23 protein-coding genes are annotated in these 25,604 nt (G+C 70.1%); 15 read left to right on the plus strand and 8 right to left on the minus strand.

Annotated elements, in window-relative coordinates:
• The first annotated feature begins 87 nt into the window (after positions 1-87).
• Entirely contained in the window at positions 88-1,359 is a 1,272-nt protein-coding gene (locus AC1RN5_RS12215; protein ID WP_493041408.1) for a flavin monoamine oxidase family protein, read from the plus strand.
• Here the strand turns inward: AC1RN5_RS12215 and pseI are convergent.
• The 3 genes from pseI to AC1RN5_RS12230 all read right to left on the minus strand — a co-directional run bounded on the left by pseI (position 1,356) and on the right by AC1RN5_RS12230 (position 5,320).
• The gene (gene pseI, locus AC1RN5_RS12220) at positions 1,356-2,411 is read right to left on the minus strand and encodes a pseudaminic acid synthase (protein ID WP_493041409.1); all 1,056 of its coding nucleotides are present in this window, start codon (positions 2,409-2,411) and stop codon (positions 1,356-1,358) included. The genes AC1RN5_RS12215 and pseI overlap by 4 nt on opposite strands.
• A gap of 74 nt (positions 2,412-2,485) precedes the next feature.
• Complete coding sequence (locus tag AC1RN5_RS12225; protein ID WP_493041410.1) at positions 2,486-3,697, minus strand: calcium-binding protein; 1,212 nt, start codon at positions 3,695-3,697, stop codon at positions 2,486-2,488.
• Positions 3,698-3,796: 99 nt separating this feature from the next.
• Positions 3,797-5,320: an MFS transporter gene (locus tag AC1RN5_RS12230; RefSeq protein ID WP_493041411.1), complete on the minus strand. Its 1,524-nt coding sequence runs from the start codon at positions 5,318-5,320 to the stop codon at positions 3,797-3,799.
• 197 nt (positions 5,321-5,517) lie between these two features.
• Between AC1RN5_RS12230 and trxB the strand changes: the two genes are divergently transcribed.
• Together trxB and AC1RN5_RS12240 are read left to right on the plus strand one after the other, a co-directional pair.
• The gene (gene trxB / locus AC1RN5_RS12235; protein WP_493041412.1) at positions 5,518-6,528 is read left to right on the plus strand and encodes a thioredoxin-disulfide reductase; all 1,011 of its coding nucleotides are present in this window, start codon (positions 5,518-5,520) and stop codon (positions 6,526-6,528) included.
• Between the two features lie 64 nt (positions 6,529-6,592).
• Complete coding sequence (locus AC1RN5_RS12240; RefSeq protein WP_493041413.1) at positions 6,593-7,894, plus strand: UDP-N-acetylglucosamine 1-carboxyvinyltransferase; 1,302 nt, start codon at positions 6,593-6,595, stop codon at positions 7,892-7,894.
• Positions 7,895-7,900: 6 nt separating this feature from the next.
• On the opposite strand, the gene AC1RN5_RS12245 is transcribed toward AC1RN5_RS12240, so the two are convergent.
• Complete coding sequence (locus AC1RN5_RS12245; protein WP_493041414.1) at positions 7,901-8,092, minus strand: YgaP family membrane protein; 192 nt, start codon at positions 8,090-8,092, stop codon at positions 7,901-7,903.
• Between the two features lie 155 nt (positions 8,093-8,247).
• On the opposite strand from AC1RN5_RS12245, the gene AC1RN5_RS12250 reads away from it, so the two are divergent.
• On the plus strand, positions 8,248-9,072 hold the full coding sequence (locus AC1RN5_RS12250) for an AraC family transcriptional regulator (protein ID WP_493041415.1): 825 nt from the start codon (positions 8,248-8,250) through the stop codon (positions 9,070-9,072).
• A gap of 20 nt (positions 9,073-9,092) precedes the next feature.
• Positions 9,093-9,575, plus strand: coding sequence for a GNAT family N-acetyltransferase (locus tag AC1RN5_RS12255; protein ID WP_493041416.1), 483 nt, complete (start codon positions 9,093-9,095; stop codon positions 9,573-9,575).
• Between the two features lie 3 nt (positions 9,576-9,578).
• Here the strand turns inward: AC1RN5_RS12255 and AC1RN5_RS12260 are convergent, their stop codons facing one another.
• Positions 9,579-10,742 (minus strand): cell wall hydrolase, encoded by a 1,164-nt coding sequence (locus AC1RN5_RS12260; protein ID WP_493041417.1) that lies wholly within the window; start codon positions 10,740-10,742, stop codon positions 9,579-9,581.
• A 168-nt stretch (positions 10,743-10,910) separates the two neighbouring features.
• Between AC1RN5_RS12260 and AC1RN5_RS12265 the strand changes: the two genes are divergently transcribed.
• The 6 genes from AC1RN5_RS12265 to AC1RN5_RS12290 all read left to right on the plus strand — a co-directional run bounded on the left by AC1RN5_RS12265 (position 10,911) and on the right by AC1RN5_RS12290 (position 18,222).
• Positions 10,911-13,289 carry a hybrid sensor histidine kinase/response regulator gene (locus tag AC1RN5_RS12265; RefSeq protein WP_493041418.1) on the plus strand — a complete coding sequence of 793 codons (2,379 nt, stop codon included), beginning with the start codon at positions 10,911-10,913 and terminating at the stop codon, positions 13,287-13,289.
• A gap of 155 nt (positions 13,290-13,444) precedes the next feature.
• Positions 13,445-14,527 carry a quinolinate synthase NadA gene (gene nadA / locus AC1RN5_RS12270; protein WP_493041419.1) on the plus strand — a complete coding sequence of 361 codons (1,083 nt, stop codon included), beginning with the start codon at positions 13,445-13,447 and terminating at the stop codon, positions 14,525-14,527.
• 1 nt (position 14,528) lies between these two features.
• Positions 14,529-16,055 carry an L-aspartate oxidase gene (locus AC1RN5_RS12275; protein ID WP_493041420.1) on the plus strand — a complete coding sequence of 509 codons (1,527 nt, stop codon included), beginning with the start codon at positions 14,529-14,531 and terminating at the stop codon, positions 16,053-16,055.
• Positions 16,052-16,897 (plus strand): carboxylating nicotinate-nucleotide diphosphorylase, encoded by an 846-nt coding sequence (nadC, locus tag AC1RN5_RS12280; RefSeq protein ID WP_493041421.1) that lies wholly within the window; start codon positions 16,052-16,054, stop codon positions 16,895-16,897. Before AC1RN5_RS12275 ends, nadC begins: the two co-directional genes overlap by 4 nt.
• Before the next feature lie 59 nt (positions 16,898-16,956).
• Positions 16,957-17,154 carry a hypothetical protein gene (locus AC1RN5_RS12285; RefSeq protein ID WP_493041422.1) on the plus strand — a complete coding sequence of 66 codons (198 nt, stop codon included), beginning with the start codon at positions 16,957-16,959 and terminating at the stop codon, positions 17,152-17,154.
• 84 nt (positions 17,155-17,238) lie between these two features.
• Positions 17,239-18,222: an NADP-dependent oxidoreductase gene (locus AC1RN5_RS12290; protein ID WP_493041423.1), complete on the plus strand. Its 984-nt coding sequence runs from the start codon at positions 17,239-17,241 to the stop codon at positions 18,220-18,222.
• A 125-nt stretch (positions 18,223-18,347) separates the two neighbouring features.
• Here the strand turns inward: AC1RN5_RS12290 and AC1RN5_RS12295 are convergent, their stop codons facing one another.
• Positions 18,348-18,965 (minus strand): TetR/AcrR family transcriptional regulator, encoded by a 618-nt coding sequence (locus AC1RN5_RS12295; RefSeq protein WP_493041424.1) that lies wholly within the window; start codon positions 18,963-18,965, stop codon positions 18,348-18,350.
• Between the two features lie 191 nt (positions 18,966-19,156).
• Here AC1RN5_RS12295 and AC1RN5_RS12300 point away from each other — a divergent pair, with 191 nt between their 5' ends.
• From AC1RN5_RS12300 to AC1RN5_RS12310, 3 genes are read left to right on the plus strand one after another with little or no spacing between them, the layout of a single operon-like run.
• Entirely contained in the window at positions 19,157-20,539 is a 1,383-nt protein-coding gene (locus AC1RN5_RS12300; protein WP_493041425.1) for an efflux transporter outer membrane subunit, read from the plus strand.
• A 38-nt stretch (positions 20,540-20,577) separates the two neighbouring features.
• The gene (locus AC1RN5_RS12305; RefSeq protein ID WP_493041426.1) at positions 20,578-21,690 is read left to right on the plus strand and encodes an HlyD family secretion protein; all 1,113 of its coding nucleotides are present in this window, start codon (positions 20,578-20,580) and stop codon (positions 21,688-21,690) included.
• A 13-nt stretch (positions 21,691-21,703) separates the two neighbouring features.
• Positions 21,704-23,242, plus strand: a complete 1,539-nt coding sequence (locus AC1RN5_RS12310) for a DHA2 family efflux MFS transporter permease subunit (RefSeq protein WP_493041427.1) — start codon at positions 21,704-21,706, stop codon at positions 23,240-23,242.
• Here the strand turns inward: AC1RN5_RS12310 and AC1RN5_RS12315 are convergent.
• A complete protein-coding gene (locus tag AC1RN5_RS12315) occupies positions 23,239-23,931 on the minus strand; it encodes a DJ-1/PfpI family protein (protein WP_493041428.1) in 693 nt (230 codons plus the stop codon). The two genes, AC1RN5_RS12310 and AC1RN5_RS12315, sit on opposite strands and share 4 nt — an antisense overlap.
• Positions 23,932-24,016: 85 nt before the next feature.
• Here AC1RN5_RS12315 and AC1RN5_RS12320 point away from each other — a divergent pair, with 85 nt between their 5' ends.
• Complete coding sequence (locus AC1RN5_RS12320) at positions 24,017-24,955, plus strand: GlxA family transcriptional regulator (protein ID WP_493041429.1); 939 nt, start codon at positions 24,017-24,019, stop codon at positions 24,953-24,955.
• On the opposite strand, the gene AC1RN5_RS12325 is transcribed toward AC1RN5_RS12320, so the two are convergent.
• Complete coding sequence (locus tag AC1RN5_RS12325) at positions 24,952-25,512, minus strand: DUF1003 domain-containing protein (protein ID WP_493041430.1); 561 nt, start codon at positions 25,510-25,512, stop codon at positions 24,952-24,954. The two genes, AC1RN5_RS12320 and AC1RN5_RS12325, sit on opposite strands and share 4 nt — an antisense overlap.
• Between the last annotated feature and the right edge of the window lie 92 nt (positions 25,513-25,604).

The raw sequence follows: 25,604 nt of genomic DNA on the forward strand, positions 1-25,604 counted from the left end.
CTCTTTTCGCAACCGGGGGCGCACGATCCTCGAAACGCGGGGAGGGCGCCGAACGCGCCCCATGACGACGGTATGGACGAACTTGGCTTGATCCGGAGCTCGCAGGCTCCGAGCGTCCGCATCATCGGCGGCGGGCTCACCGGCATACTGGCCGCCTTCGAGGCCCATCGCCTCGGCTGTCGCCGCATCGAACTCCACGAGCGCTTCGACCAACTCGGCGGAAGCGCCTGGCCCCGCCGCGACCATGGCCTGGAACTGCGCCCCGAGCGCCTCTATTTCGGCCAGGCCGGCGACCCGGCCCGCGCCCTTCTGGAGGCCAACGGCCTGGCCTTCGAGGACTTCGAGAACCGCTTCGGCTCGGTCAGCCCGGCCCCCGGCGGCGACCTGGTCTTCACCCACGACTTCGAAGGCCCGGCCCTGCGCACCCGAAAGCTGGACCTGGGGCCGGTCACCGGCGACAGCCTGGCCGACAGGATCCGCGCCTATCCCCATGATATCGCCCAGCAACTGACTCGCTATTGCCAGTGGGCCCTGGGCGCCTGGCTCGACGAAGTTTCGGCCGAGGCGGCCATGCCCCTGGGGATCAGGCGCGTCCACGCCACCCAGATCGAGACCTGCGAGCTGGCGCGGGCCAAGCGCGCCGACCCTATCTATGACGGCATGTACGGCATCCCCCGCGCCCTGTGGGGCCGGCTGCAGAACCTGACCGCCAGCCTGCCGGCGGAGGGCTTCCAGACCTTCTTCCAGCGCTGCCGCGCGTCCCTGGAGCGGCTGGGGGTGACGATCCACACCGCCTCGATGGTCTCGCCGCAGCGGGCCTTCGCCGCCCGCGAGGCGGGCGAGCTGGTGGTCTGGGCGGCTGACCCGACCCCGCTGTTCTCGCCGCTGGATCTGGAGCCGCCCAAACGTCTGGCCAAGAGCCTGGTGAGCTACATCTTCAAGGCCCGCTATGCCGGTCCCCTGCCCTTCCACGTGCGCAACTTCACCGCCGAGGGCGCGGTCTTCCGGATCCACCTCTATGAGTGCCGCGGTCAGGCCCTGCTGAGCGCCGAGTGCGTGGCCGAGGTGTCCGACAGCGACCTGCGCCGCGAGGTCCACCGGCTGATGTCGGGCTTCGGCGGCGCGTCCCTGCACCTGGACGAGACCCTGTCGATCCAGATCGAGCCGCGCTGGGGTCAGCACTCTGTGGACGCCGCGCGCAAGCTGTCGGTCCTGCACGGCGCGCTGGCCCGCAGCCAGGGGGCCAGCTTCGTGGCCGGGGCCTGGGAGGCCCAGGACCCATCGGCCTCCTTGGCGGAAATCTCGGCGTCCCTCGTCCGCGCGCTCGACCTGCAGCAGGCCGAGGCGGTCGCCGCCTAACCCACCATTTCCCAGGTCAGGGGCTCGCCCCGCTTGAGATCGCGAGCGGCGGGCTTGCCCAGCACCTTCTCGAGATCGGCCGGCGGCAGGCCGTTTCCCGGCCGGATCGAGCGGACATTGGCCCGGCTCAGCACCTCCCCCGCCTTCACGTCGGCGCTGACATAGAGGGAGCGGCGGAACTGGCGGTTGGCCTTTTCCGAGCCCAGCAGGTCGTAGTGGGCGACGCCCAGCGCCGTCCAGGCGTCCTTGCAGTCGCGCACCAGGCCGGTGAATTCCGCGGGCTCCAGGCTGAAGGCCGCGTCCGGCCCGCCGTCCGACCTCGCCAGGGTGAAGTGCTTCTCGATCACGCAGGCGCCCAGAGCGATGGCGGCGATGGAGGCCGCGGCCCCATGGGTGTGGTCGGAGAGACCGATGGGGCAATCGAAGCGCCGGGCCATGTCGGCGACGGTGCGAACATTGGCGTCCTCGAGCGCTGCCGGATAGCTGGAGACGCAGTGCAGCAGCACCACGCCGGGCGCGCCGGCGGCGAGCGCCGTATCGCGGGCGGCGGCCATCTCAGCCAGGTTGGCCATGCCGGTGGAGATGATCAGCGGCTTGCCCCTGGCCGCGGCGTAGGCGATCAGCGGCAGGTCGATCGCCTCGAAGGAGGCGATCTTGAAAGCCGGCGCGCCCAGGCTGTCCAGCAGGTCCACCGCGGTCTCGTCGAAGGGGCTGGAGAACAGGGTCACCCCCCGCTCGGCGGCGCGCGCGAACAGGGCCGCGTGCCACTCATAGGGGGTCTGGGCCTCCTGGTAGAGCTCGTACAGGCTGCGCCCGTCCCACAGGCCACCGTGGATTTTGAACTCCGGGCGGTCGACGTCCATGGTGATGGTGTCGGCGGTGTAGGTCTGGATCTTTATGGCGTCGCAGCCGGTGTCGGCGGCCGCGTCGATCATGGTGAGCGCCCGGTCCAGACTGCCGTTGTGGTTCCCCGACAACTCGCAGATCACATAGGGCGAGTAGCCCGCGCCGATCCTGCGGCCGGCGATCTCGATATGGGGGGCGTCAGGCATGGGGCGACCGGAAAGCTTGAACCCCGACCTTAGCCCCCCCCGTTGAAGCAGGCGTTAACCACGCGACCCGGCGTCTAGCCCAGGGAGATCCAGCCGGAAGGCAGCGCAGAGGCCGTCACGCCGACGAGGACGATGCGATCCGCGCCGCCGAGGTCGATCACCGTGTCGGTGCCCTCCTGATGGACGCTGTAGGGTGGCGCGCCGTCGACGATCACCCGATCACCCTCGGCGTAGTTGAAGTCGATCACCCGATCGAGCCCACCGTCGACGAATGCGTGGAACATGTCGGCCCCCGCGCCGCCCGAGATGGTGTCATCTCCCCGATCGCCCCAGAGCAGGTCGTTCCCACCGCCGCCATCGACACTGTCATTGGCCTGCCCGCCGCGCACCCAGTCATCGCCGTCCCCGCCGAGACAAGTGTCGGCGCCGAGATTGCCGTAGACCACGTCTCCACCGGCCTCGCCCACCAGCAGGTCATCGTCCTTGCCGCCGACCACCCAGTCGTCACCCGCCCCCCCCCGCAGGGTGTCGTTCCCCATGTTGCCGTGCATGTCGTCGAAGGCTTCGCCGCCGGTCAGACTGTCATTGCCGGCCTCACCGCGCAGGAGGTTGAAGCCACCGGCCGGCTCCACCCCGTTGACACCCGCGCCCGCAAATAGAATGTCATCCCCGTCTCCCCCCATCAGGGTGTCAGAGCCAAGCCCTCCGCCCAGGGTGTCGGCGGCGGCCGAACCCACCAGGGAATCGTTGCCCTCGCCGCCTTCCAGGCCCTCGATGGAAACGAAGGTGGCGAAGGTTCTCGGGTAGTAGTCGTATAAGGGCCCGCTTCGGCCCCAGCCCTCCGCGCTCTGCGCGAAGCCTAGTGACAGGTCGGCGATCACATTCCCTGCAAAGGGTGACTGGCCGTCGCGTATGGTCCCAAACGATATGGTGTCCCGGCCAGGCCCGCCGTCGATGCGATTCTCGGACGCCCCACCGCTCATCGTCGAGTGGTCGATGATGAAGAAGACGTCGTCGCCCCCACCACCACTTAGCGTGTTGGCGCCCTGCCCTCCAAATATGGCGTCAGTCTGCTCGGTCCCGACGATGCTGTCGTTGCCGATCCAGCCGTGAAGCCAGGCAGCATAGGCTGGGTTGTGGGCGGCGCCGACCACGGTGTCGTTCCCCGCGTCGCCGTAGGCTTCCTGCCCGCCGGACAGACTGTCGTCGCCGCCACCGCCGCGGATGGAGCTATTGTCCGGAGTACCGACCAAGGTGTCGGGCCCGATCGTTCCGATGATCGACATGCGTGAATCCCCACCTCCGATAGAAAGGGGTGGCCGCAACACGTCAAGAGTGCTCGCCCGCGGCGGCCTGCCACGCCCTCACGATGACGAGGGGCGGTCCTAGATTGGCTTGGCGCCCGGGACCGCCAGGTCCGAACCGTCGACGCCGCCCTCGGTCTCCACCACGACCGCCCCTAGGGCGGCGACCTCCTCGAGCTTGGCGAGGTTGGCCTCGTGGCCGGCGCGGTCGAGGCGGTAGAACATGATGGCGCCTATGGCCATCAGGGCGAACAGGGCGGTGGACGGCAGGTAGAGCAGGGCCAGGTGGGTCATGACGGCCGGGTCCAGGGTCTCGGGCTTGGCCTTGTCCGGCATGCCCACCCACAGCAGCAGGAAGCCTGGGATGATGCTGGCCACCGACCCGGCGATCTTCTGCAGGACGTTGTCGGCCGACAACAGCAGGCCTTCCGAGCGGCGGCCGGTGGCGAGCTGCGACTCCTCCACCACGTCGGCGATCATCGAGGCGGTGAGGATGGCGGCGGCCGTGGCGAAGGCGCCGTAGAGCGTCCGGTCCAGGAGCAGGATGGCGGTCAGCCCGCTGGTGCCGTTCCACGACTGGGGAATGATCCCCAGCAGGCGCAGGGTGATCGGGGTCAGAGTGGTCGCCAGGGCCAGACCCATCAGGATCGCACAGGCCCGCTTCTTGCCGTAGAGGCGCGACACCAGGGGCGCGAGAATGAGGGCCAGCAGACTGCCCAGCATGGTCCCCCCGACGATGAAGGCCAGGTTCCCCGACCCCATGCCCCACAGATAGGTCTGGAAGTAGATGTTGAGCCCATTGCTGAGGCCGGCGCCGACCCCGACGAACAGGGCCGAGAGCGACACCACCAGGAAGTTGCGGTTGGACATGGTGACCAGCATCTCCTTGACCACCGTCAGGATGCTGATGCTGCGCGCCGCGGGCTGGTGCAGGAAGGGGATGAACCTCTGGGTCGCCAGGCAGGCCACCAGGATGGAGAAGATCATCAGTCCCCCCACCACCAGGGCGTAGGGGGCGTAGCCCTCGGGATTGAGCTGACCGCGGATCCTCTCGCCGTTCGGCCCCACCTTGTCCTTGAGGAAGACCAGCCAGCCCATGACCGCGGCCGCGCTGCTGGCGAAGATGGCGAAGAAGTAGCGGAAGGTCAGAAGCTGGGTGCGGTCGTGATAGGCCGGCGCCAGTTCCGGGGTCAGGGCCGTGGCCGGCACCTCGTAGAGGCTGATGGTCGCCTTGGCGGCGATGACCATCACGATCATGTAGCCGGTGATCGCCGCGTCGGACCAGCCCTGCGGCGGATGGAACAGGGCCACCAGGGTGACGGCGGCCGGCAGGGCCGCGAAGTACATGAACGGGTGCCGCCGCCCCCAGCGGGAGCGCCAGTTGTCGGAAATCTGTCCGATGAAGGGGTCCCAGAGGGCGTCGAAGAGGATGGTGACCGCCAGGCCGATGCTGACCCAGTGCGGCGGCAGGCCGACGATCTGGTTGTAGTAGAGCAGCAGCAGACCCATCAGCTGGGTCTTCACGCCAAACGCAACGGTCCCGAAGCCATAGGCCAGCTTGATGGGCAGGGTCAGCTTGGGCCGACGGGCCGCGACGTCGCTCACGAGGTTTCCTCCTTTTGCCTGAGCCGATTGCGCCTGAATTCCGCGCCTCGACCAAGTCACGTTCTGGCGCCGCGACCTCCGCGGTCACAGGCCTTTTGCTGAAGTTGTCCTGGCGTCATGTTGCGGGGATGTTTCTGGCGCGGGCCGATCGTCGGCCCCAGGGTGCGCAAAGGCGGAATCTCTCCTACATAGGCGACATGTCCGAGACCAAAGCCCCCCGCTCCGTCCGCTGCCTGATCGTGGGTTCCGGCCCCGCCGGCTACACCGCCGCCGTCTACGCCGCGCGCGCCCTGCTCAAGCCGGTGCTGATCCAGGGCATCCAACCCGGCGGCCAGCTGACCATCACCACCGAGGTGGAGAACTATCCCGGCTTCGCCGAGGCCATCCAGGGCCCCTGGCTGATGGAGCAGATGCAGGCCCAGGCCGAGCACGTGGGCACCGAGATCATCAACGACATCGTGGTCAGCGCCGACCTGTCGCACCGGCCCTTCCGCCTGACCACCGACAGCGGCGAGACGTGGCTGGCCGAGACCCTGATCATCGCCACCGGCGCCCAGGCCAAGTGGCTGGGCCTGGAGAGCGAGCAGAGGTTCCAGGGCTTCGGCGTCTCGGCCTGCGCCACCTGCGACGGCTTCTTCTATCGCGGCAAGAACGTGGTGGTGGTGGGCGGCGGCAACACCGCCGTCGAGGAGGCCCTGTTCCTCACCAACTTCGCGGCCAAGGTCACCATCGTCCACCGCAAGGACGAGTTCCGCGCCGAGAAGATCCTGCAGGAGCGCCTGTTCGCCCACCCCAAGATCGAGGTGATCTGGGACTCCGCCGTCGACGAGGTGACCGGCGACACCGACCCCATGGGGGTGACCGGCGTGCGGCTGAAGAACGTCAAGACCGGCGAGACCCGCGAGGTCCCCTGCGACGGCGTGTTCGTGGCCATCGGCCACGCCCCGGCCTCGGAGCTGTTCAAGGGCCAGTTGGAGATGGACGCCGCCGGCTATCTGAAGGTGAAGCCCGGCTCGGCCGCCACCGCCATCAAAGGCGTCTACGCCGCCGGCGACGTCACCGACGACGTCTACCGCCAGGCGGTCACGGCCGCCGGCATGGGCTGCATGGCCGCCCTGGAGGCCGTGCGCCTGCTGGCCGAGGAAGACCACGCGCGGGACAACCATCCCATCAGCCACCACGAGGCCGAACGCATCGGCGTCTGGTGACTTTCCACCCGGCCTGATCTAGTCCGACCCAACACTTCCGCCCGAAAAGACGAGGCCGCCGGCCATGACCAACCTGATCGTGAGAGGCGGACGCGCCCTGCGCGGAACCATCACGCCCTCGGCCAACAAGAATGCGGTGCTGCCGGTCCTCTGCGCCACCCTGCTGACCGACCAGCCCATTGTCCTGCATCGCGTCCCGGACATAACGGACGTCCGCAAGATCCTGGAATTCTTCGGGAAACTGGGCTCCTCCGTCGACATGGACTACGCCACCGGCACGCTCAAGCTGCGGCATGGCGAGGGACTGAACCCCAAGGAGGCGCACCTGCCGCTGGGCATGCGCTCGACCCTGATGCTGATCCCGGCCCTGCTCTACCGGTTCGGCGCGGCCAGCATCGAGGAGGACGTCACCGGCTGCACCCTCGGCGTCCGCGAGATCGACCCGCACATCGAGGTCTTCGAGAGCTTCGGCGCGCAGATCGACCGCAAGCCCGAAGCGATCTTCATCAAGACGCCCAAGGGCTTCGCCACCACCGACCACTGGCTGGACTACGCCTCGGTCACCACCACCGAGAATTTCATCCTCTGCGCCGCCACCGCCAGGGGCCGCTCACAGATCACCAACGCCGCCTGCGAGCCTCACGTGCAGGAATTCTGCAGCTTCCTCTCCATGATGGGCGCCCGGCTCGAGGGGGTCGGCGGCTCGCGGATCATCGTCGAGGGCGTGAGCAGCCTGTCGGGGGCGGAGTTCACCTTCGCCGACGATTTCCACGAGGTGGCGACCTTCCTGGCCATGGGCGCCATGACCGGCGGCGACATCGCCGTGAAGAACGGCTCGGTGGACCAGTTCCCCCTGCTGGACCGCACCTTCGCCAAGTTCGGCGTCGAGATCACCCACAAGGACGGCTGGAGCCGCGCCAAGGTGGACGGCGGCGGCATGCGGGTGCGCCAGCCCTTCACCGCCAACATCCTGCAGAAGGTGGAGGCCGCGCCCTGGCCCTACGTGCCGGCCGACCTGCTGCCGATCTTCGTGGCGCTGGGGGTGCGCTCCGAGGGCCAGTGTATGTTCTGGAACAAGGTCTATGAAGGCGCGCTCGGCTGGTCCTCGGAACTGGGCAAGTTCGGCGCCCACTCCCTGCTCTGCGACCCGCACCGCCTGATCACCTTCGGCGGCAAGCCGCTGGTGCCGGCCGCGGTGGAGAGCCCCTACATCATCCGCGTGGCCATCGCGCTGTTCATGCTGGCCGCCAGCATCGAGGGCGAAAGCACCATCCTCAACGCCACCCCCATCCAGCGCGCCCACCCCAAGTTCGTCGAGAACCTCAACGCGCTGGGGGCCGACGTGTCGTGGGTGGCGGGGGACTGATCGCCTTCAGCCGGCGCGGCCGCAGGTGTTGATGCGCAGCAGGGCGTAGAGCGGGCAGTAGCCGACAAGGCCGGTCAGCAGCGGCACGAGGCCGACATAGCCCCAGGGAGTCTTGGGCCCGACGAAGACCAGGGCCAGGAGGCACAGGCCGACCACAACACGCAGGGCGCGGTCGAGACCGCCTTCGTTCGTCTTCACCTTCATCTCCATCCGGAATTGCGGCCGCTTTGCGGGTCGCTTCGATACCAGCATGCCGCCCGGCGTGACGGGGCGCTTTGAGACGCATCAATCCCCACGGAAGCTCCCCCAAACTCCGCAAGCGCGATCAACGGGGGTTCGGCTAGGCTCCTCCGATGAACCGGCGCGTCACCCGCGAGACCTATGCCCGCCGCCTGAGCAGGGTGGCGGAGCACATCTGGGCGCACCTGGACGCGCCCCTGGACCTGGCGCAGTTGGCGGAGGTCGCCTGCCTGTCACCCTTCCATTTTCACCGCATCTATCGCGCCATGATGGGCGAGACCGTCGCCGAGACCGTGAGCCGCCTGCGCCTGCAACGGGCCTCGATGGAGCTGGCCCGCGGCCAGGCGCCGATCGGGGAGATCGCCGTCCGCGCCGGCTACGCCTCGAACCCGGCCTTCACCCGCGCCTTCCGCGCCGCCTATGACCAGACGCCCGCCGCCTTTCGCGCGGCGCGGCGCCGAAATTCGGGAGCCGAGCCCATGACAGTCGAGATTCAGGACCGCGCGCCGATGCGGATCGCCACCGTGCCGCACAAGGGACCTCCGCAGCAGATCGGCCAGGCCTTCGACCGGCTGATGGCCTGGGCCGGACCCAAGGGCGTGGTGATGCCCCCGGCCGTGGGGGTGGCGGTCTATCTGGACGACATGTCGGTGGTTCCGCCCGCCGAACAGCGGGCCCTGGCCGGGATTACGGTCGGGCCGGAGGTGGCCGGCGACGAGACGGTGACGATCCACGAAGTCCCGGCGGGCCGCTATGCGGTGCTGCTCTATCGGGGCCCCTACGCCCAGATCGGCAAGGGCTACGAAGAGTTGTTCGGCTGGCTGCCCGCCAGCGGCGAGGAGCCGGCCCACGCCCCCTGCGTGGAGGTCAATCTGAACGATCCCCGCAAGACCGCGCCGGCGGACCTGCTGACCGAGCTTTGCCTTCCCTTGAAATAGGACGAGCGTAGAGTTCAGGCATGATCCGTCACGCCACCGCCGCCGACCACGCCGCCATCCGCGAGGTCAATGTCGCCGCCTTCGGCCAACCCGACGAGGCCGACCTGATCGAGCGGCTGAGGGCCGACGGCGACAAGGTCTTCGAGTTGGTGGCCGAGGAGGACGGCGCGGTGGTGGGCCACATCCTCTACAGTCGGCTGTGGGCCGACAGCGTGAACCTCTACGCGGCCCTGGCCCCCATGGCCGTGCGCCCCGACCGGCAGAAGTCCGGGCTCGGTTCGCAGCTGGTGAAGGCCTCCATCGAGACCGCCCGCGAGTTCGGAGCCCACGCGGTCATCGTCCTGGGCCATCCGGACTACTATCCCAGGTTCGGCTTCACCCCGGAGGCGGCCAGGACGGTGAAGGCCCCCTACTCCGGCAGCCCGGCCTTCATGGCTTTGGAGATCGAGGACGGCGCCCTGGCCGAGCCGGTGATGGTCGCCTATCCCGACGCCTTCGGCTGATCCCTATTCCGGCGGCGGGACCGCGAGGGGCGCGGCCGGTGTGGCGACAGGGGCCTCCATGGCGGCCAGGGACTCGTTGATCTTCTTGATCTCTTCCGGGGTCGGCTTGCGGCGCGGGGCGAACAGGGTTCCCAGCACGCGGGTGCGCTCGCCCCCCACCGCCAGGGGATCGACCACATTGTAGGTGCGGACCTCGCCGGCGACGGAGAGGGTGACCGTCCGGCCGGCCGGCACGCCCTGGCCCTCCGGATCGAACAGGCCCTGGGTGCGGGCGTCCAGGCCGCCGAGGATGGCCGGCGACAGATAGGCCTCGCCCCCGGCATAGCGGCCGGTGAAGGCCGGCGGCTCGCCCCAGGGGCCGGTCCAGCGATAGAAGATGTGGGCCCCGATCTGCTTCATCTTCACCAGGGTCGGCGCCCAGTAGGGGGCGACATAGACGGCGTGATAGTGGGTGGCCGAGCCCACGCTCTTGACCACGTAGCCATTGAGGGCGTGCTGGGCGACGTCCAGCGCCCGGGTCCACAGGCCGGGCTCCGGCGCATGGGCCAGGGCGCCGTCGCAGGTGAAGGTGAACTGGCACCCGGTGGCCCGCGCCGCGCCCTGATAGACCACGCCGCAGACACTCTTGGGATAGGCCGGGTGGCGCAGGCGGTTCAGCACCACCTGGGCCACGGCCTCCTGCCCCAGCTGCGGCTCGCGGGCGGATTCGTAGTAGACCGCCTGGGCCAGGCACTTCAGGGCCCGGCTGCCGTCCTGGCTGTCGACGGCCAGCTTGAAGGGCTTCATCGGCCGGATCGGCAGGGTGGAGAAGGGCCGCAGCGCATTGATCTCCTCGGCCGCCTGGTCTACCGCCGCGCCGAAGCCGAGGTCGGGCGGGGTGCGGAGATCCAGGCTCGCCCAGCCGACCGGCCGGCCCCAGAGATCGGGCTTGCGCACCGGATCGTGGCGCCGCGCCAGGGCGAACATCGCGGGGTCCATGTCGGCGGTCAGGCGCCTGAGCCCCTGGTCGGACAGACCGTCGGCGACCGTGGCCACGCCCTTCAGCCGGCCGTCGCCGCGCGGGACGTAGTAGGTGGTGGCGCACCCTGCCAGCAGGGCCACGACGCCCAGGAGGGCGATGGCGGCGGCGCGGCGGTCGAGGCGGGAACGAAGGCTCAGCTTGCGCACTTTTCGGTGTTCGGGTCGGTCAGTCTAGCAGGGAAGGCGGCGGAGATTCGACGGCCAACGGGCGAAACCAGGGAAAGGCTGCGGGACGGGGAATATCCTCAGTTGCGCGCGCCTGCCAGCCGTCCCATGCTCGGGGCAACGAGAACCGGGACCGCGGGATCCTTGGCCATGACGCCCGACGAGTGGCCGTTCCGACTGATCCCGCGACGTCCGCCCGGTTTCCTGGCCGCCCTGGCGCTGAGCTTCGCCGCCATGGCCCTGGCCATCGGCGTGCGCGGCGTGCTGCTGGGCTGGCCCAACGCCACCGGCCTCTCGACCACCTACTTCCCCGCCTTCATCTTCATCACGCTCTATGGCGGCCAGGGCTGGGGCTGGGGCGGGCTGGCGGCGGCCCTGCTCCTGGGCCTGACGAACCGGGCCAGCCTGCCGGTGGGGATCTCCGAGTCGGGGATCTTCATCATGTTCATGGTCTCCGGGGCCGTCACGGTCATGGTGGCCAACGCCCTGCGCCAGAGCCTGGTGCGCCTGGAGGCGGCCCGCCGCGACCAGGAGACCACCCAGACCGCCCTGGACCGCAGCGAGGCGCGGCTGCGCCTGGCCCAGGACGCCGGCAGCGTGGGCCTGTGGGACTGGGATGTCGCCACCGGCGAGGGCGTCTGGTCCCCAACCCTTTACCGAAATCTCGGCCTCGATCCGGTGCGCGACGCCGATGTCCGCAGCCTGCTGGACATGGTCCATCCCGACGACCGGGCGCGGGTGCGCCAGGTCAACATCACCGCGGTCAAGGAAGGCCGCATGGATCCCATCGAGTACCGGGTGATCTGGCCGGACGGCTCGGTCCACTGGCTGCTGTCGCGCGGCGAGATGCTGCGGGACGACGAGGGCAGGATCGTGCGGGCCGTGGGGGTCAATATCGACGTCACAGAGCGGCGCATGGCCTTCGAGCAGGTGCGCGAGAGCGAGGCCCGTTTCCGGGCCCTGGCCGACAGCGCCCCGGTGCTGCTGTGGGTCTCCAAGTCCGACGGCCAGCGGGAGTTCGCCAACCAGGCCTATCTGGACTTCCTGGGCGCGCCCTATGAGGAGGCCCTGAGGTTCGACTGGCGCCAGCGCCTGCACCCCGACGACCTGCCCCGCATCCTGCAGGAACAGGTGGCCGGCGAGGCGTCGCGCAAGCTGTTCAACCTGGAGGCCCGCTATCGGCGCGCCGACGGGGAACTGCGCTGGATCCGCTCCGCCTCCCAGCCGCGCTACGGCCCCGACGGGGAGTTCATCGGCTTCATCGGCATCGCCTTCGACGTCACCGACGCCAAGCGGGCGGAGGCGGACCTCAAGCATATCAACGACCTGCTGGCGGAGCGTGTTCAGGCCGCCCTGGCCGAGCGGGACGAGGCCGAGGCCGCCCTGCGCCACGCCCAGAAGCTGGAGGCCGTGGGCCAGCTCACCGGCGGGGTGGCCCACGACTTCAACAACCTGCTGACGGTGATCATCGGCGCCCTGGACCTGATCCAGCGCCGCCCGGAGGACGCCGAGCGCCGCGACCGGATGATCGAGGCGGCCCTGGGCGCGGCGCGGCGCGGCGAGCGCCTGACCGGCCAGCTGCTGGCCTTCTCGCGCCGCCAGGCTCTGAAGCCAGAGGCGGTGCGGGTCGATGACCTGCTAACCAGTTCGGAGCCCCTGCTGCGCCGGGCGGTGGGCGAGGCGGTCAGCCTGATCATGGCCCCGGGCGCCGCCGGCGCCGTGGCCATGGTCGACACCGGACAGTTCGAGGCCGCGGTGATGAACCTGGTGGTCAACGCCCGCGACGCCGTGGCCAGCGGCGGCTCCATCCGGGTGGAGAGCGCCGCCTGCGACCTGGCCGAGGGCGAGGTTCCCGAGATGCCCGCCGGCCGCTACGTCCGGGTGGCCGTGCACGACACGGGGATCGGCATGGACCAGGCCACCATGGCCCGGGTGTTCGACCCCTTCTTCACCACCAAGGAGATCGGCAAGGGCACGGGGCTGGGCCTGTCCCAGGTCTACGGCTTCGCCCGCCAGAGCGGCGGCGGGGTGGCCATCGACTCCGCCCCGGGCAAGGGCGCCTCGGTGCGGCTCTACCTGCCCCGCTCCGAGCTCACGCCGGAGGCGGCCGAACCGGAGGCGGCCGCCACGGCGCGCGGACCGGGCCTGCGGGTGCTGCTGGTGGAGGACGACGCGGAGGTCGGCGACCTGGTGACCGCCATGCTGGAGGACCTGAACCACCAGGTGTACCGGGCCGACGGCGCCGTGGCCTTCGAGCGGTTCATGGCCCGCGGCCAGGCCTTCGACCTGCTGCTCACCGACCTGATCATGCCGGGGACGAAGACCGGGGTCGACCTCGCGCACGAAGCCGTGAAGGCGCGGCCCGGCCTGCCGGTGATCCTCTCCTCCGGCTATACGGGTGAGACCCTGTCCTCGGCCGACGGCGCGCCCTGGCCCTTGCTGCGCAAGCCCTACTCCGCCGACGACCTGGCCCAGGCCATCGAGGCGGTCATGGCCGACCGGCCCCACGCCCTGGCCGCGCCGCCGTGAACAACGCCCCTTGTGATGCGGTGAACACGGGTCTATATGACTGTCATTGGTTTTGCTCTAATTGAGCATATCCAAGACGCCGAGGAGGCCGAGAGTGTTTCCCGGCGTTTTTTGAGGCGGAAGAAATGCTCACATTGAGCATAAGGAGGACGCCAGTGGCCGACGGTTTCCAGTTCGCGTTCACGCCGGAAGTGGACAAAGCCACCCTGCCCCTGTGGGAAAAGGTGAAGAGCCACGTCACCCCGATGGAGTGGCGTCTGCAGGCTCCTCTGATCGCCGAGATCAACAGGCTCAAGCGCGAGAAGAACGCGGTGATCCTGGCCCACAACTACATGACGCCGGAGATCTTCCACGGGGTCGGCGACTATGTCGGCGACAGCCTGGGCCTGGCCAAGGAAGCCGCCAAGTCGCAGGCCAGCATCATCGTCCAGGCCGGCGTGCACTTCATGGCCGAGACCTCCAAGATCCTGTCGCCCGACAAGACCGTGCTGATCCCCGATCTGCGCGCCGGCTGCAGCCTGGCCTCCTCGATCACCGGCGCCGATGTGCGCCTGATCAAGCAGCGCTATCCGGGCCTGCCGGTGGTGACCTATGTGAACACCACCGCCGAGGTGAAGGCCGAGACCGACGTCTGCTGCACCAGCGCCAACGCCGTCCAGGTGGTGGAGCATGTGGCCCGCGAATGGGGCGTCGACCGGGTGATCCTGATCCCCGACGAGTTCCTGGCCCGCAACGTCGCCCGTCAGACCGACATCAAGATCATCGCCTGGAAGGGCCGCTGCGAGGTGCATGAGCGCTTCACCGCCGCCGACATCCTGGAGCTGAAGGCCGCCTATCCGCAGGCGCAGATCCTGGCCCACCCGGAATGCCCGACCGAGGTGCTGGAGGTCTCCGACTTCGCCGGCTCGACCGCGGCGATGAACGACTATGTCCTGACGCGGAAGCCCAAGCAGGTGGTGCTGATCACCGAGTGCTCCATGGCCGACAACGTCGCCATCGACGCGGTGGACACCGAATTCGTGCGGCCGTGCAATCTGTGCCCGCACATGAAGAAGATCACCCTGGAGAACATCTACGAGGCCCTGGTGGAGAACCGCTACGAGGTCACCGTCGATCCGGCGATCGCCGACCGCGCCCGCCTGGCCGTGCAGCGGATGATCGACCTGCCCCCGCCCCTGGTTCCGGCCCGCTACGACCTGGTCAAGGCCCGCCACCACGTGGACGTGGAGCTCATCTGAGGTGGCCGACCGCATCCACCATGACGGCGTCCTGATTATCGGGGCGGGCCTGGCCGGTCTGTCGGCCGCGCTCTCGGCCGCGCCGCGCAGCGTGCTGCTGCTCACCGGCGCGCCGTTGAACCAGGGCTGCTCCTCGGCCTGGGCCCAGGGCGGCATGGCCGCGGCCCTGTCGGCCGACGACGCCCCGGCCCTGCACGCCGCCGACACCATCGCCGCCGGCGCGGGGCTGGTGGATCCGGCCATGGCCCACCTGCTGGCCAAGGAGGGCCCCGCCGCCGTCCGCCACCTGGCCGACCTCGGCGCCCCGTTCGACCGCGACGCCAGCGGCGCCTTCGCCACCAGCCTCGAGGCCGCCCACTCCCGGAGCCGCGTCGCCCGGGTGAAGGGCGACCAGGCCGGCCGCGCCATCATGGAGGCGGTGGTCCAGACCGCCCTGTCCTCGCGCCATATCGAGGTCCGGGCCGGCATGCGCCTGCGCGGCGTGCTGCACGACCTGAGCGGTCGCATCCGCGGCGTCGTGGCCGAGCAGGCGGGACGCCTGATCGAGATCACCGCGCCCGCCACCCTGTTCGCCACCGGCGGCATCGGCGGCCTCTACGCCGTCACCACCACGCCCGCCGAACTGCAGGGCGAGGGCCTGGCCCTGGCGGCGCTCGCCGGGGCCACCATCGCCGATCCCGAGTTCGTGCAGTTCCACCCCACGGCCATCGACATCGGCCGCGATCCCGCGCCGCTGGCCACCGAGGCCCTGCGCGGCGAGGGCGCCAAGCTGATCAATTCGGCCGGCGAGCTGTTCATGGCGGCCTATCACCCCGACGCCGAGCTGGCGCCCCGGGACGTGGTGGCCCGCGCCATCCACGCCGAGCTGGCCGCCGGCCGCGGCGCCTTCCTGGACGCGCGCGCCGCCGTGGGCGCCCACTTCCCCGAGGAATTCCCGGCCGTCTTCGCCGCCTGCCTGTCGGGGGGCATCGATCCGCGGATCCAGCCGATCCCGGTGGCCCCGGCCTGCCACTACCACATGGGCGGCATCGTCACCGACGCCAACGGGCAGACCTCGCTCGAGGGTCTGTTCGCCGCCGGCGAGTGCGCGTCGACCGGCGTGCACGGGGCCAACCGCCTGGCGTCGAACTCCCTGCTGGAGGCCGCCGTCTTCGGGACGCGCGCCGGCAAGGCCGCCCGCGAACAGCGGGAGGTCCCCACCGGTCCCCTGCGCCGCATCCTGACCCCCGAACTGCCGCCCGAGGCCCTGGCCGCCCTGCGCATCGGCATGAGCCGCGACGCCGGGGTGGTCCGTGACGCCGCGGGCCTGACCAACCTGCTGTCCGAGATCGACCGCTTCGAGGCCGCACACGGCCGCGCCGGCCCGCTGGTGGCCGCCCGCCTGGTCGCCCAGTGCGCCCTCGACCGCAAGGAGAGCCGTGGCGGCCACTACCGCAGCGACTATCCCGAACCCCTGCCGCCCAAGCGGACCTTCGTCACCCTCGCCGAGGTCGCCGCCAGCGATCCCCTGAGCTTCGCGGCCGAATGATCGAACCCCTTCCCGACCTGCTGATCGAACCTATCGTGCGCCTGGCGCTCGCCGAGGACCTCGGCCGGGCGGGCGACGTCACCGCCCAGGCCTGCATCGACGCCGACGCGGTGATGAGCGTGGTGTTCGCCACCCGCCAGGCCGGCGTGGTCTCGGGCCTGGCCTGCGCGCGGCTGGCGATCCTGGCCCTGGACCCCGGGGCCAGCTTCGAGGCGATCGCCGCCGATGGTCAGTCGGTCCAGGCCGGCGCGGTCCTGGCCAAGGTCACCGGCAATGCGCGCGCCATCCTCTCGGCCGAGCGCACCGCGCTCAACCTGATGGGCCGCCTCTCCGGGGTCGCCACCCTGACGCGGGCCTATGTGGATCGGATCGACGGGACCGGCGCCCGCATCGTCGACACCCGCAAGACCACCCCGGGCCTGCGCCACCTGGAGAAGTACGCCGTGCGCTGTGGCGGCGGGGTGAACCACCGCTTCGGCCTGGATGACGCCATCCTGATCAAGGACAACCACGTCGCCGCCTGCGGCGGGGTCGCCAATGCGCTCAAGCGCGCCCGCGCCGCCGCCGGCCACCTGACCAAGATCGAGGTCGAGGTCGACAGCCTTCAGCAACTCGCCGAGGCCCTGCCCCACGGCGCGGACGTCATCATGCTGGACAACTTCACCCCGGACGACCTGAAGACGGCCGTCGCCCTCACCGCCGGCAGGGTGGTCCTGGAGGCGTCGGGCGGCGTGAACCTGCAGACCGTGCGCGCCATCGCCGAGAGCGGAGTCCAGGTGATCAGCGTCGGCGCCCTGACCCATTCGGCCCCGGTCCTCGACATCGGCCTCGACGCGGTCTGAAATCCGGGAACAAGCGGCAGCGTGAAGGGGTTCTCCTTCCAGACGAGGAAACCCAGACCATGTCCAAAGCCCCTCCCATCCCGCCCGCACAGCAGCCGCGCGGTGGCGCGAAGACCGATATCAAGGGCGACGGCCTCGACCGAGGCGACGCCAGTCTTCAGACCGGCGATGGGGACCCGAACCTGCGTGAGGAGGGATCGCAGGGAAACATCCGCCAGAACGTCGACACGGTTCAGCATAAGTCCCGCGGCGACTGAGCGGCTTGAGTTTTTCTGGCATGACCCGAGGTCAGGGCCCGGCTAGCGTCCGAACGATTGTTTGAAATCATTTCAGGACGCTCCATGACCACCGCCCGCCAGATCCATCTCGTCCGCCGCCCGAACGGCAAGCCCGTCGCCCAGGACTTCGCCCTGGTGGAGGCGCCCGTCGCCGACGCCGGCGAAGGCGAGATCCAGGTCACCGCCCTGCTGATGTCGGTGGACCCCTATATGCGGCCGCGCCTGGACGCCGATCAGGCCCTGGACGCGCCCCTGCTGGGGGGCGGGATCGGCCGGGTCGTGCAGTCCAGGAATCCCAAGTTCAAGGAAGGCGACCTGGTTCGCCACGGCGCGGGCTTCCGCGAGGTCTTCGTCTCCGATGGCCGCGGCGTCTCGGTGCTGCATCCCGATCCCGACCTGCCCCTGACCGTCTACATGCACGCCCTGGGCGGCACCGGCATCACCGCCTATGGCGGCCTGCTGGAGACCGGCGCCCTGAAGGACGGTGAGCAGGTGATGATCTCGACGGCCGCCGGCGCCGTGGGCTCGGTCGCCGCCCAGATCGCCAAGATCAAGGGCTGCTACGTGGTGGGGACCACCGGCTCGGACGACAAGGCAGCCTGGCTGCGTGACGAGGTCGGGCTGGACGCGGTGATCAACTACAAGACCCAGCCGCTCGCCGAGGCGGTGAAGGCCGCCACGCCCAAGGGTATCGACGTCTATTTCGAGAACGTCGGCGGCGCGCACCTGGACGCCGCCCTGCCGCGCATGAACGTGCGCGGCCGCATCCCGGTCTGCGGCATGATCTCGACCTATAACGGCGACGGCGAGGGGGTGAAGAACCTCTTCAACCTGATCTATGGCCGGGTGCGGATGGAAGGGTTCGTGGCCAGCGACTTCCCCCACCTGAACCAGGCCTTCCTGGCCGACATGACCGGCTGGCTGAAGGCCGGGAAGATCAAATACCAGGAGACCGTGCTCGACGGCTTCGAACGCGCGCCGGAGGGCCTGATCGGCCTGTTCGAGGGCCGGAACATCGGCAAGATGCTGATCCACATCGCCGACTAGAACCCTCCCTCCCCTTCATGGGGAGGGACAGGCCGGCTTGCCGGCCGGGGTGGGGGAGTCTGACAGGTTTCCCCACCCGTCCGGCGTTCCGCCGTCCACCCTCCCCATGAAGGGGAGGGAGAACGCTACCTCGGTCCGTAGGCGGCCAGGAAGACGTTCACCGCGATCTCGACCTCCTGCGCGATACGCTCGGCCGACGGCTCGGGCTCGATGCCCAGCATGCGGCGCAGGTGCATCTCACCCTTCAGCAGGCCGCTCAGCACGTGGGCGGCCTGGAGCGGATCGGGGGCGTGGATCGTGCCGCGCTCATGGGCCTGGGCCATATAGGCCGCCAGCCGCGCGGATCCCTCCTGCGGACCGGCCTCGTCGAAGCGGCGCGCGAGCTCGGGATTGCGCGGGCCTTCCTCGATCACCAGCTGCATGGTCCGCACGGCCTGGTCCGAGACGATGGCGGTCATCAGCTCGATACCCAGCTTGGTCAGGGTGGTGCGGACGTCGGCGCCGCCATCGTCCATGACCAGGGCGCTCTGTATCACCGAGCACTGCTCGGTGATGATCGCCGAGAACAGGTCTTCCTTGTTCTTGAAGTAGGCGTAGAGGGTCGCCTTGGAGCCCCCGAGGCGCTCGGCGATCATCGACATCGTCGACGCCGCGAACCCGTGTTCGAAGAACACCTCGCGCGCAGTCTCCAGAATCCGCTCCCTGCGCTGGTCGCGGATGCTCTGCGCGATCCCTGGTTTCATGAATCGTACCGTACCGTACAGTTTCGCCTTGACGCAAGTCCTGACGCAGGGGTAAGGCGAAAATATGAACCGTACTGTACGGTTCTGTTCCTGGTTAACGAGCTCCCCCCATGCGTCACCTGTCTCTCCTCCCCCGCCGCGAAGGCGGCGCATGGCCTCGTCGACTGGCGAGCGCGGCGAGCGCCGCGGCCGTGGTCGCCGCGCTCGCCGCTTGCGCCACCCTCCCCTCGACCCCCCAGCGGGCCACGCCGCTCGCGGCCGAAGCTCTCGCCTCCGGCCAGACCCTGGCCGCCAAGGATAGCGCCTGGCCGGCGGACGGCTGGTGGCGCGCCTATGGCGACCCGCAGCTCGACACCCTGATCGACGAGGCCCTGGCCCAGTCCCCCGACCTCGCCGCCGCCCGCGCCCGCCTGGTCAAGGCCGAGGCCCTGGCCGGCCAGAGCCGCGCGGCCCTGGCGCCCCGGATCGACGCCACCGGCCAGGTCCAGGCGGTGAAGCAGAGCTATAACAACGGCTTCCCGGCCGCCTTTGTCCCCAAGGGCTATGACAACAGCGCCCGGGTCGCGCTGAACCTGGCCTATGACCTGGATCTCTGGGGCGGCAAGCGCGCGGCCCTGGCCGCGGCCGTCGGCCAGGCCAAGGCCGCGGCCATCGACAGCCAGGCCGCCCGCCTGGCCCTCTCGGCGGCGGTCGCCGAGGCCTATGGCGACCTGGCCCAGGCCCATGCCGACCTCGAGGCCGCCCGAGAGGCCCTGCGCATCCGCCAGGAGACCGCCACCCTGATCGACAACCGGCTCGCCAGTCAGCTGGAGAACCGCGGCGCGTTGCTACGCGCCCAGTCCGGGGTGGCCGCCGCCAGGGGCGACGTCGCGGCCCTGGAGGAATCGGTCGCCCTCACCCGCAACCGCGTCGCCGCCCTGCTGGGGGAAGGCCCGGATCGCGGCCTGACCATCGTTCGGCCCCAGGTGGGCGGCCTGCGGGCCTTCGGCCTGCCGTCCGATGTCCGGGTGGCCCTGGTTGGCCGCCGTCCCGACCTGGCGGCCGCCCGGCTGCGCGCCGAGGCCGCCGGCCAGAAGATCAAGGCCGCCAAGGCCGACTTCTATCCCAACATCCAGCTCTCGGCCTATTTCGGCCGCCAGAGCCTCGGTCTGGACGCCTTCACGATGAAGGGCTCCGATATCGGCGGCATCGGCCCGGCGATCACCCTGCCGATCTTCAACGGCGGCCAGCTCCGCGCCGCCTATGGCGCGGCCGGCGCCGACTACGACGCCGCGGTGGCCGACTATGACGCCACCCTGGTCCAGGCCCTGCGCCAGGTCGCCGACGCCGCGGCCAGCAGCCGGGCTCTGACCGAACGCCTCGCCCAGAGCCGCCAGGCCCTGGAGGCGTCCCGCCAGGCCCACGACGTCGCCGTGGCGCGCTATCGCGGCGGGCTGTCCACCTATCTCGACGTGCTCACCGCCCAGGACGCCCTGATCGCCAACCAGCGGACCGTGGCCGACCTGCAGACCCGCGCCTTCCTGATCGACATCGCCCTGACCCGCGCCCTTGGCGGCGGGTTCGCCGCCGCCTGACCGACCTCTCCCCTCCCCCTCCTCAAGGCCTCCCCGCCATGTACGATTCCGAAGACGTTCCCGCCGAAGCCGCCATCGCCGCTCCGCTCGCCGCCCCGCCCGTCGCCGCCTCCAACCGCCGCCGTCTGTTCGCCCTGCTGGGCGGGACCGTGGCCCTGGCCGCCCTCCTGACCGGCGGCTGGACCGTCGCCGAGGGCGGCAAGCGTGTGGAGACCGACAACGCCTATGTGGACGCCGCCACCGCCCAGGTGACGCCGCTCACCGCCGCCGCCGTGACAGCCGTGCCGGTGATCAACACCCAGGCGGTCAAGGCCGGCCAGCCCCTGGTGGTGCTGGACAGCGCCGACGCCCGCCTGGCCCTGGCCCGCGCCGAGGCCGAGCTGGCCCAGGTGCAGCGCCGCGTCGTGGGCTACTACGCCAGCGACGACGCCCTGCGCGCCGAGGTGGCCGCCCGCGCCGCCCAGGTGCAGAGCGCCCGGGCCAACCTGGCCCGCGCCAGCGTCGACTATGACCGCCGCAAGGCCCTCGCCGCCGGCGGGGCGGTCTCCGGCGACGAGCTGACCCAGGCGCAGAATTCCCTGGCCACCGCCCAGGCCGCCGTGGCCGCCGCCGTGGCCCAGGAGCGGGCCGCCGAGGGTCAGAGGGCGGTCAACAGCGCCCTGATCTCCGGGGTCGGCCAGGCCGACAATCCCGAGGTGGCCGCCGCCCGCGCCCGGGTGGAGCAGGCCAGGCTCGACCTCGCCCGCACCGTGATCCGCGCGCCCATCGCCGGCGTCGTCGCCAAGAACGACGTCCAGGTGGGACAGAGGGTGCAGGTGGGCCAGGCCCTGATGAGCATCGTCCCGGTCGAGCAGGCCTATGTGAACGCCAACTTCAAGGAGCAGCAGCTGCGCAAGGTCCGCATCGGACAGCCAGTCGAACTGAAGTCCGACCTCTATGGCGGCGGCGTGAAGTATCGCGGAACCGTGGTCGGCGTCTCCGGGGGCACCGGCTCGGCCTTCGCCCTGATCCCGGCCCAGAACGCCACCGGCAACTGGATCAAGGTCGTGCAGCGCCTGCCCGTCCGCGTCGCCATCGACCCCGCCGACCTCAAGGCCCATCCCCTGCGCGTGGGCATGTCCATGAGCGCCCAGATCACCACCGGCCGCTGAGGCCAGATCCGTCATGGCTCTCGCAACAGTCGCCAACGGCCGCGCCCAGCCCCTGAGCGGCGCGGCCCTCTGGGGCGCCGGCATCCTGCTGGCGCTCGCCAACTTCGTGGCGGTGCTCGACCTCAGCATCGCCAATGTCTCGGTGCCCAACATCTCCGGCGCGCTCGGCGCCTCCACCAGCCAGGGGGTGTGGATCATCACCTCCTACGCCGTGGCCGAGGCCATCACCGTGCCGCTGACCGGCTGGCTCGCCGCCCGCTTCGGACCGGTGCGCACCTTCGCCACCGCCTTGATCGGGTTCGGGATCGCCTCGGCCCTCTGCGGCCTGGCGCCGTCCCTGGGGCTCTTGGTGTTCTTCCGGGTGCTGCAGGGGATCTGCGGCGGGCCGCTGATGGCGCTCTCCCAGACCCTGCTGATGCAGATCTTCCCGCCGGACAAGCGCCCCGCGGCCATGGGCCTGTGGGCGGTCACCACCCTGGTGGCGCCGGTCTGCGGCCCCATCCTCGGCGGCTATCTGTGCGACACCTTCGGCTGGGGCTCGATCTTCCTGGTCAATGTGCCGGTCGCCATCCTGGCCGGGGTGATGGTCTGGCGCACCCTGTCGCGCTACGAGGGCCTTACCCGCCGCGCGCCCTTCGACGGGGTGGGCCTGGCCCTGCTGGTGATCTGGATCGGGGCCCTGCAGATTCTGCTGGACCTGGGCAAGGAGCGCGACTGGTTCCAGTCGCCCCTGATCGTGGCGCTCGGCCTGGTGGCCCTGGTGGGCTTCGCGGCCTTCATGATCTGGGAGCTCACCGAGAAGAACCCCATCGTGAACCTCAAGGTGTTCCGCCACCGCGGCTTCAGCACCTCGATGATCACCATGTCCCTGGTGATGGGGGCCTTCTTCGCCACCAATGTCCTGACCCCGCTCTGGCTGCAGTCCAACATGGGCTACACCGCCACCTGGGCCGGCTACGTCACCGGGATGATCGGCATCCTGGCCATCTTCAGCGCCCCGATCACCGCCCAGGTCATGGCCCGGGTCGACCCGCGCAGGATCCTGTTCATCGGGGTCTCGTGGCTGGCCTTCACCACCTTCATGCGCAGCCATGGGGAGAGCCAGATGACCTTCGGCCAGATCTCGCTGTGGCTGTTCGTGGCCGGGGCGGCCATGCCGATGTTCTTCCTGCCGGTGACCACCGTGGCGCTCGGCGCGGTCGATCCGGAGGAGACCGCCGACGCCTCGGGCCTGCTCAACTTCATCCGCACCATGTCCGGCGCGGTGGCCACCTCGATCGTCAACACGGTCTGGGAGAACAACGCCACCAGCAACCACGCCGATCTGGTGAGCGCCATGCCCAACGCCCAGGCCACGGTCGACGGCCTGACCCCGTCCCTGGGGGCGGCTCAAGCCCTCGGCGCGGTGAACAACCTGGTGGGCTCCCAGGCTGTGATGCTGGCCACCAACCAGCTGTTCCTGGCCTGCGCCGGGGTCTTCGCCCTGGCCGCCGCCCTGGTCTGGCTGACGCCGAAGCCCGCCCGGGAGGTGGACACCAGCGCCGCCCACTAGGGCGCGGCGGCCTCCAGCCGGCGCGCGGCCTCCTCGGCCGCGCCCTGGCGGGACGCCATGGCGCCCGACATCATCGCCCGTACGGCGGCCAGGATCTCCGGCGGGGCCGTCTCTGGGCTGCCGGCGTCGAAGGGCGGGGCCGGTGAATATTCCAGGCCAAGCTGGATGGACTGGGCCAGGGTCTCACCGGCCAGTTCGGCCACCATGGTGAAGGCGAAATCCAGGCCCGCGGTGACCCCGCCGCCCGTGATGACATTGCCGTCGCGCACCACCCGGCCCTCGGTGACGATGACGCCGAAGGGCTTGAGCTGGTCCTTCCAGGCCCAGTGGCAGGTGGCGCGCTTGCCCTTCAGCCGGCCGGTGGCCGCCAGGATCAGCGAGCCGGTGCAGACGCTGGTGAGGTACTTGGCCCCGGCCGCCAGCCGGTTGATGTCGGCCATGAAGGCCTCGTCCAGCATGGCCGCGGTGGTCCCGAAGCCGCCGGGAATGCAGAGCACGTCGCAGGCCTCCACCTTGGCGAGGTCGGTCAGGCCGGTGAAGGTCAGGCCGTCGGCCTCGATATCGGCGCCGCCGGCCGAGGCGACGATGATCTTGGCGCCGGGGATCCGCGACATCACCTGGTGCGGGCCGGTGAAGTCGAGGTGGGTGACGCCCGGATAGAGCGGGAAGACGATGGTCAGGTCGGACATGGCGGCGGTTCCCTGAAAGTTTGACGCGGGGAGGATCGCAGCCCTAGGGTCTGGCCGAAATGACAATCTTACCTCGGATTCCGCCATGGCCCGCAGGATCGGCTTCCTGATCTTCCCCGACTTCCAGCTGCTGGACGCCGCAGGTCCCCTGGGCGCCTTCGAGATCGCCGGGCGCTACCGGCCCGAGGCCTACAGCCTGAAGGTGATGGCCGCCGAGCCCGGCCAGGTGATGAGCTCCTCGGGCGCCGGCCTGGGGGCGCAGGCCCTGGACGAGGACCTCGACACCCTGGTGATCTCCGGCGGCATCGGCGCCAGCAAGGCGTCGCGCGATCCGCGCGTGAAGGCCTATATCCAGGCGGTGGCCGCCAAGGCGCGCCGCACGGCCAGCGTCTGCTCGGGCGCCTATCTGCTGGCCGAGGCCGGCCTGCTGGACGGCAAGCGCGCCACCACCCACTGGGCCCGCAGCGCCGAACTGCAGAAGCGCTATCCCGAGGTGCGGGTGGAGGCCGACCGCATCTTCGTGCGCGAGGGGCCGATCTGGACCTCGGCCGGGATCACGGCGGGGATCGACCTCTCCCTGGCCCTGATCGCCGAGGACCTGGGGGAAGAGGTGGCCCGCCAGACGGCCCAGACCCTGGTGGTCTATCATCGCCGGCCCGGCGGTCAGTCTCAGTTCTCCGCCCTGATCGAGATGGGCGGCCAGGGCGGGCGGTTCTCGGGCCTGCTGGACTGGATGCGGGAACACCTGGCCGAGCCGCTGACGGTCGACCAGCTGGCCGACCGGGCGGCCATGAGCCCGCGCCACTTCGCCCGCGCCTTCGCCGCCGAGACCGGCATGACGCCGGCCAAGGCCGTGGAGCGCCTACGCCTGGAGACGGCGCGGGAACGGGTGGAGGCGTCGGCCGATCCCATCGACAGGGTGGCGCAGAGCGTGGGCTTCGGCGATCCGGAGCGCATGCGCCGGGCCTTCCTGCGCGCCTTCGGCCAGCCGCCCCAGGCCCTGAGGCGCGCGGCGCGGGCCTAGTCGTCCTTCGTCTTCGCGATGGCCGCCATCTGGGCCTTCAGCAGGTCGAGGGTCTCGTTCTGCGCCTTGACCAGCTTCACCAGCTCCTCGTTGCGCAGGGCGTCGAGCTTGTCGTGCAGGTGCATGATCTCCAGCTCGGCGCGCAGATTGACCACGTAGTCGTGTTCGGCGTTGGCGCGATCGCGCGCGGCGGCGCGGTTCTGGCTCATCATGATCACCGGCGCCTGCAGGGCCGCGATCATCGACATCACCAGGTTGAGGAAGATGAAGGGATAGGGGTCGAAGGCGAGCGTCTTGGTGAGCGCGTTCCAGGTCACCCAGGCGATCAGGACCCCCAGGAAGCCGAATATGAACCGCCAGGAGCCCCCCACCTCGGCGATGGTGTCGGCCAGCCGCTGCCAGAAGGTGCGGTCGTCATTGGTGAGCTGGGGGTTCAGCCCGCTGGGCGCCTCGGTGGCGATCAGGTCGATGACGCTGCGCTGGACCGGCGTCAGGTCCTCGTAGCTGCAGCCCAGCAGGGCCTGGGCCAGCTCGGCGTTCCGTTCCAAGGCGTTCAACGGCGCACTCCTTCGCTCAGGCTTCCGAGGCCGCGAGCATCATCGCGCGCGCGGCCCTGCCGCAAGCGGCAATGCGCCGTTCAGGCGTCCGG

Source organism: Phenylobacterium sp. GW821-FHT12F10, assembly GCF_058806695.1.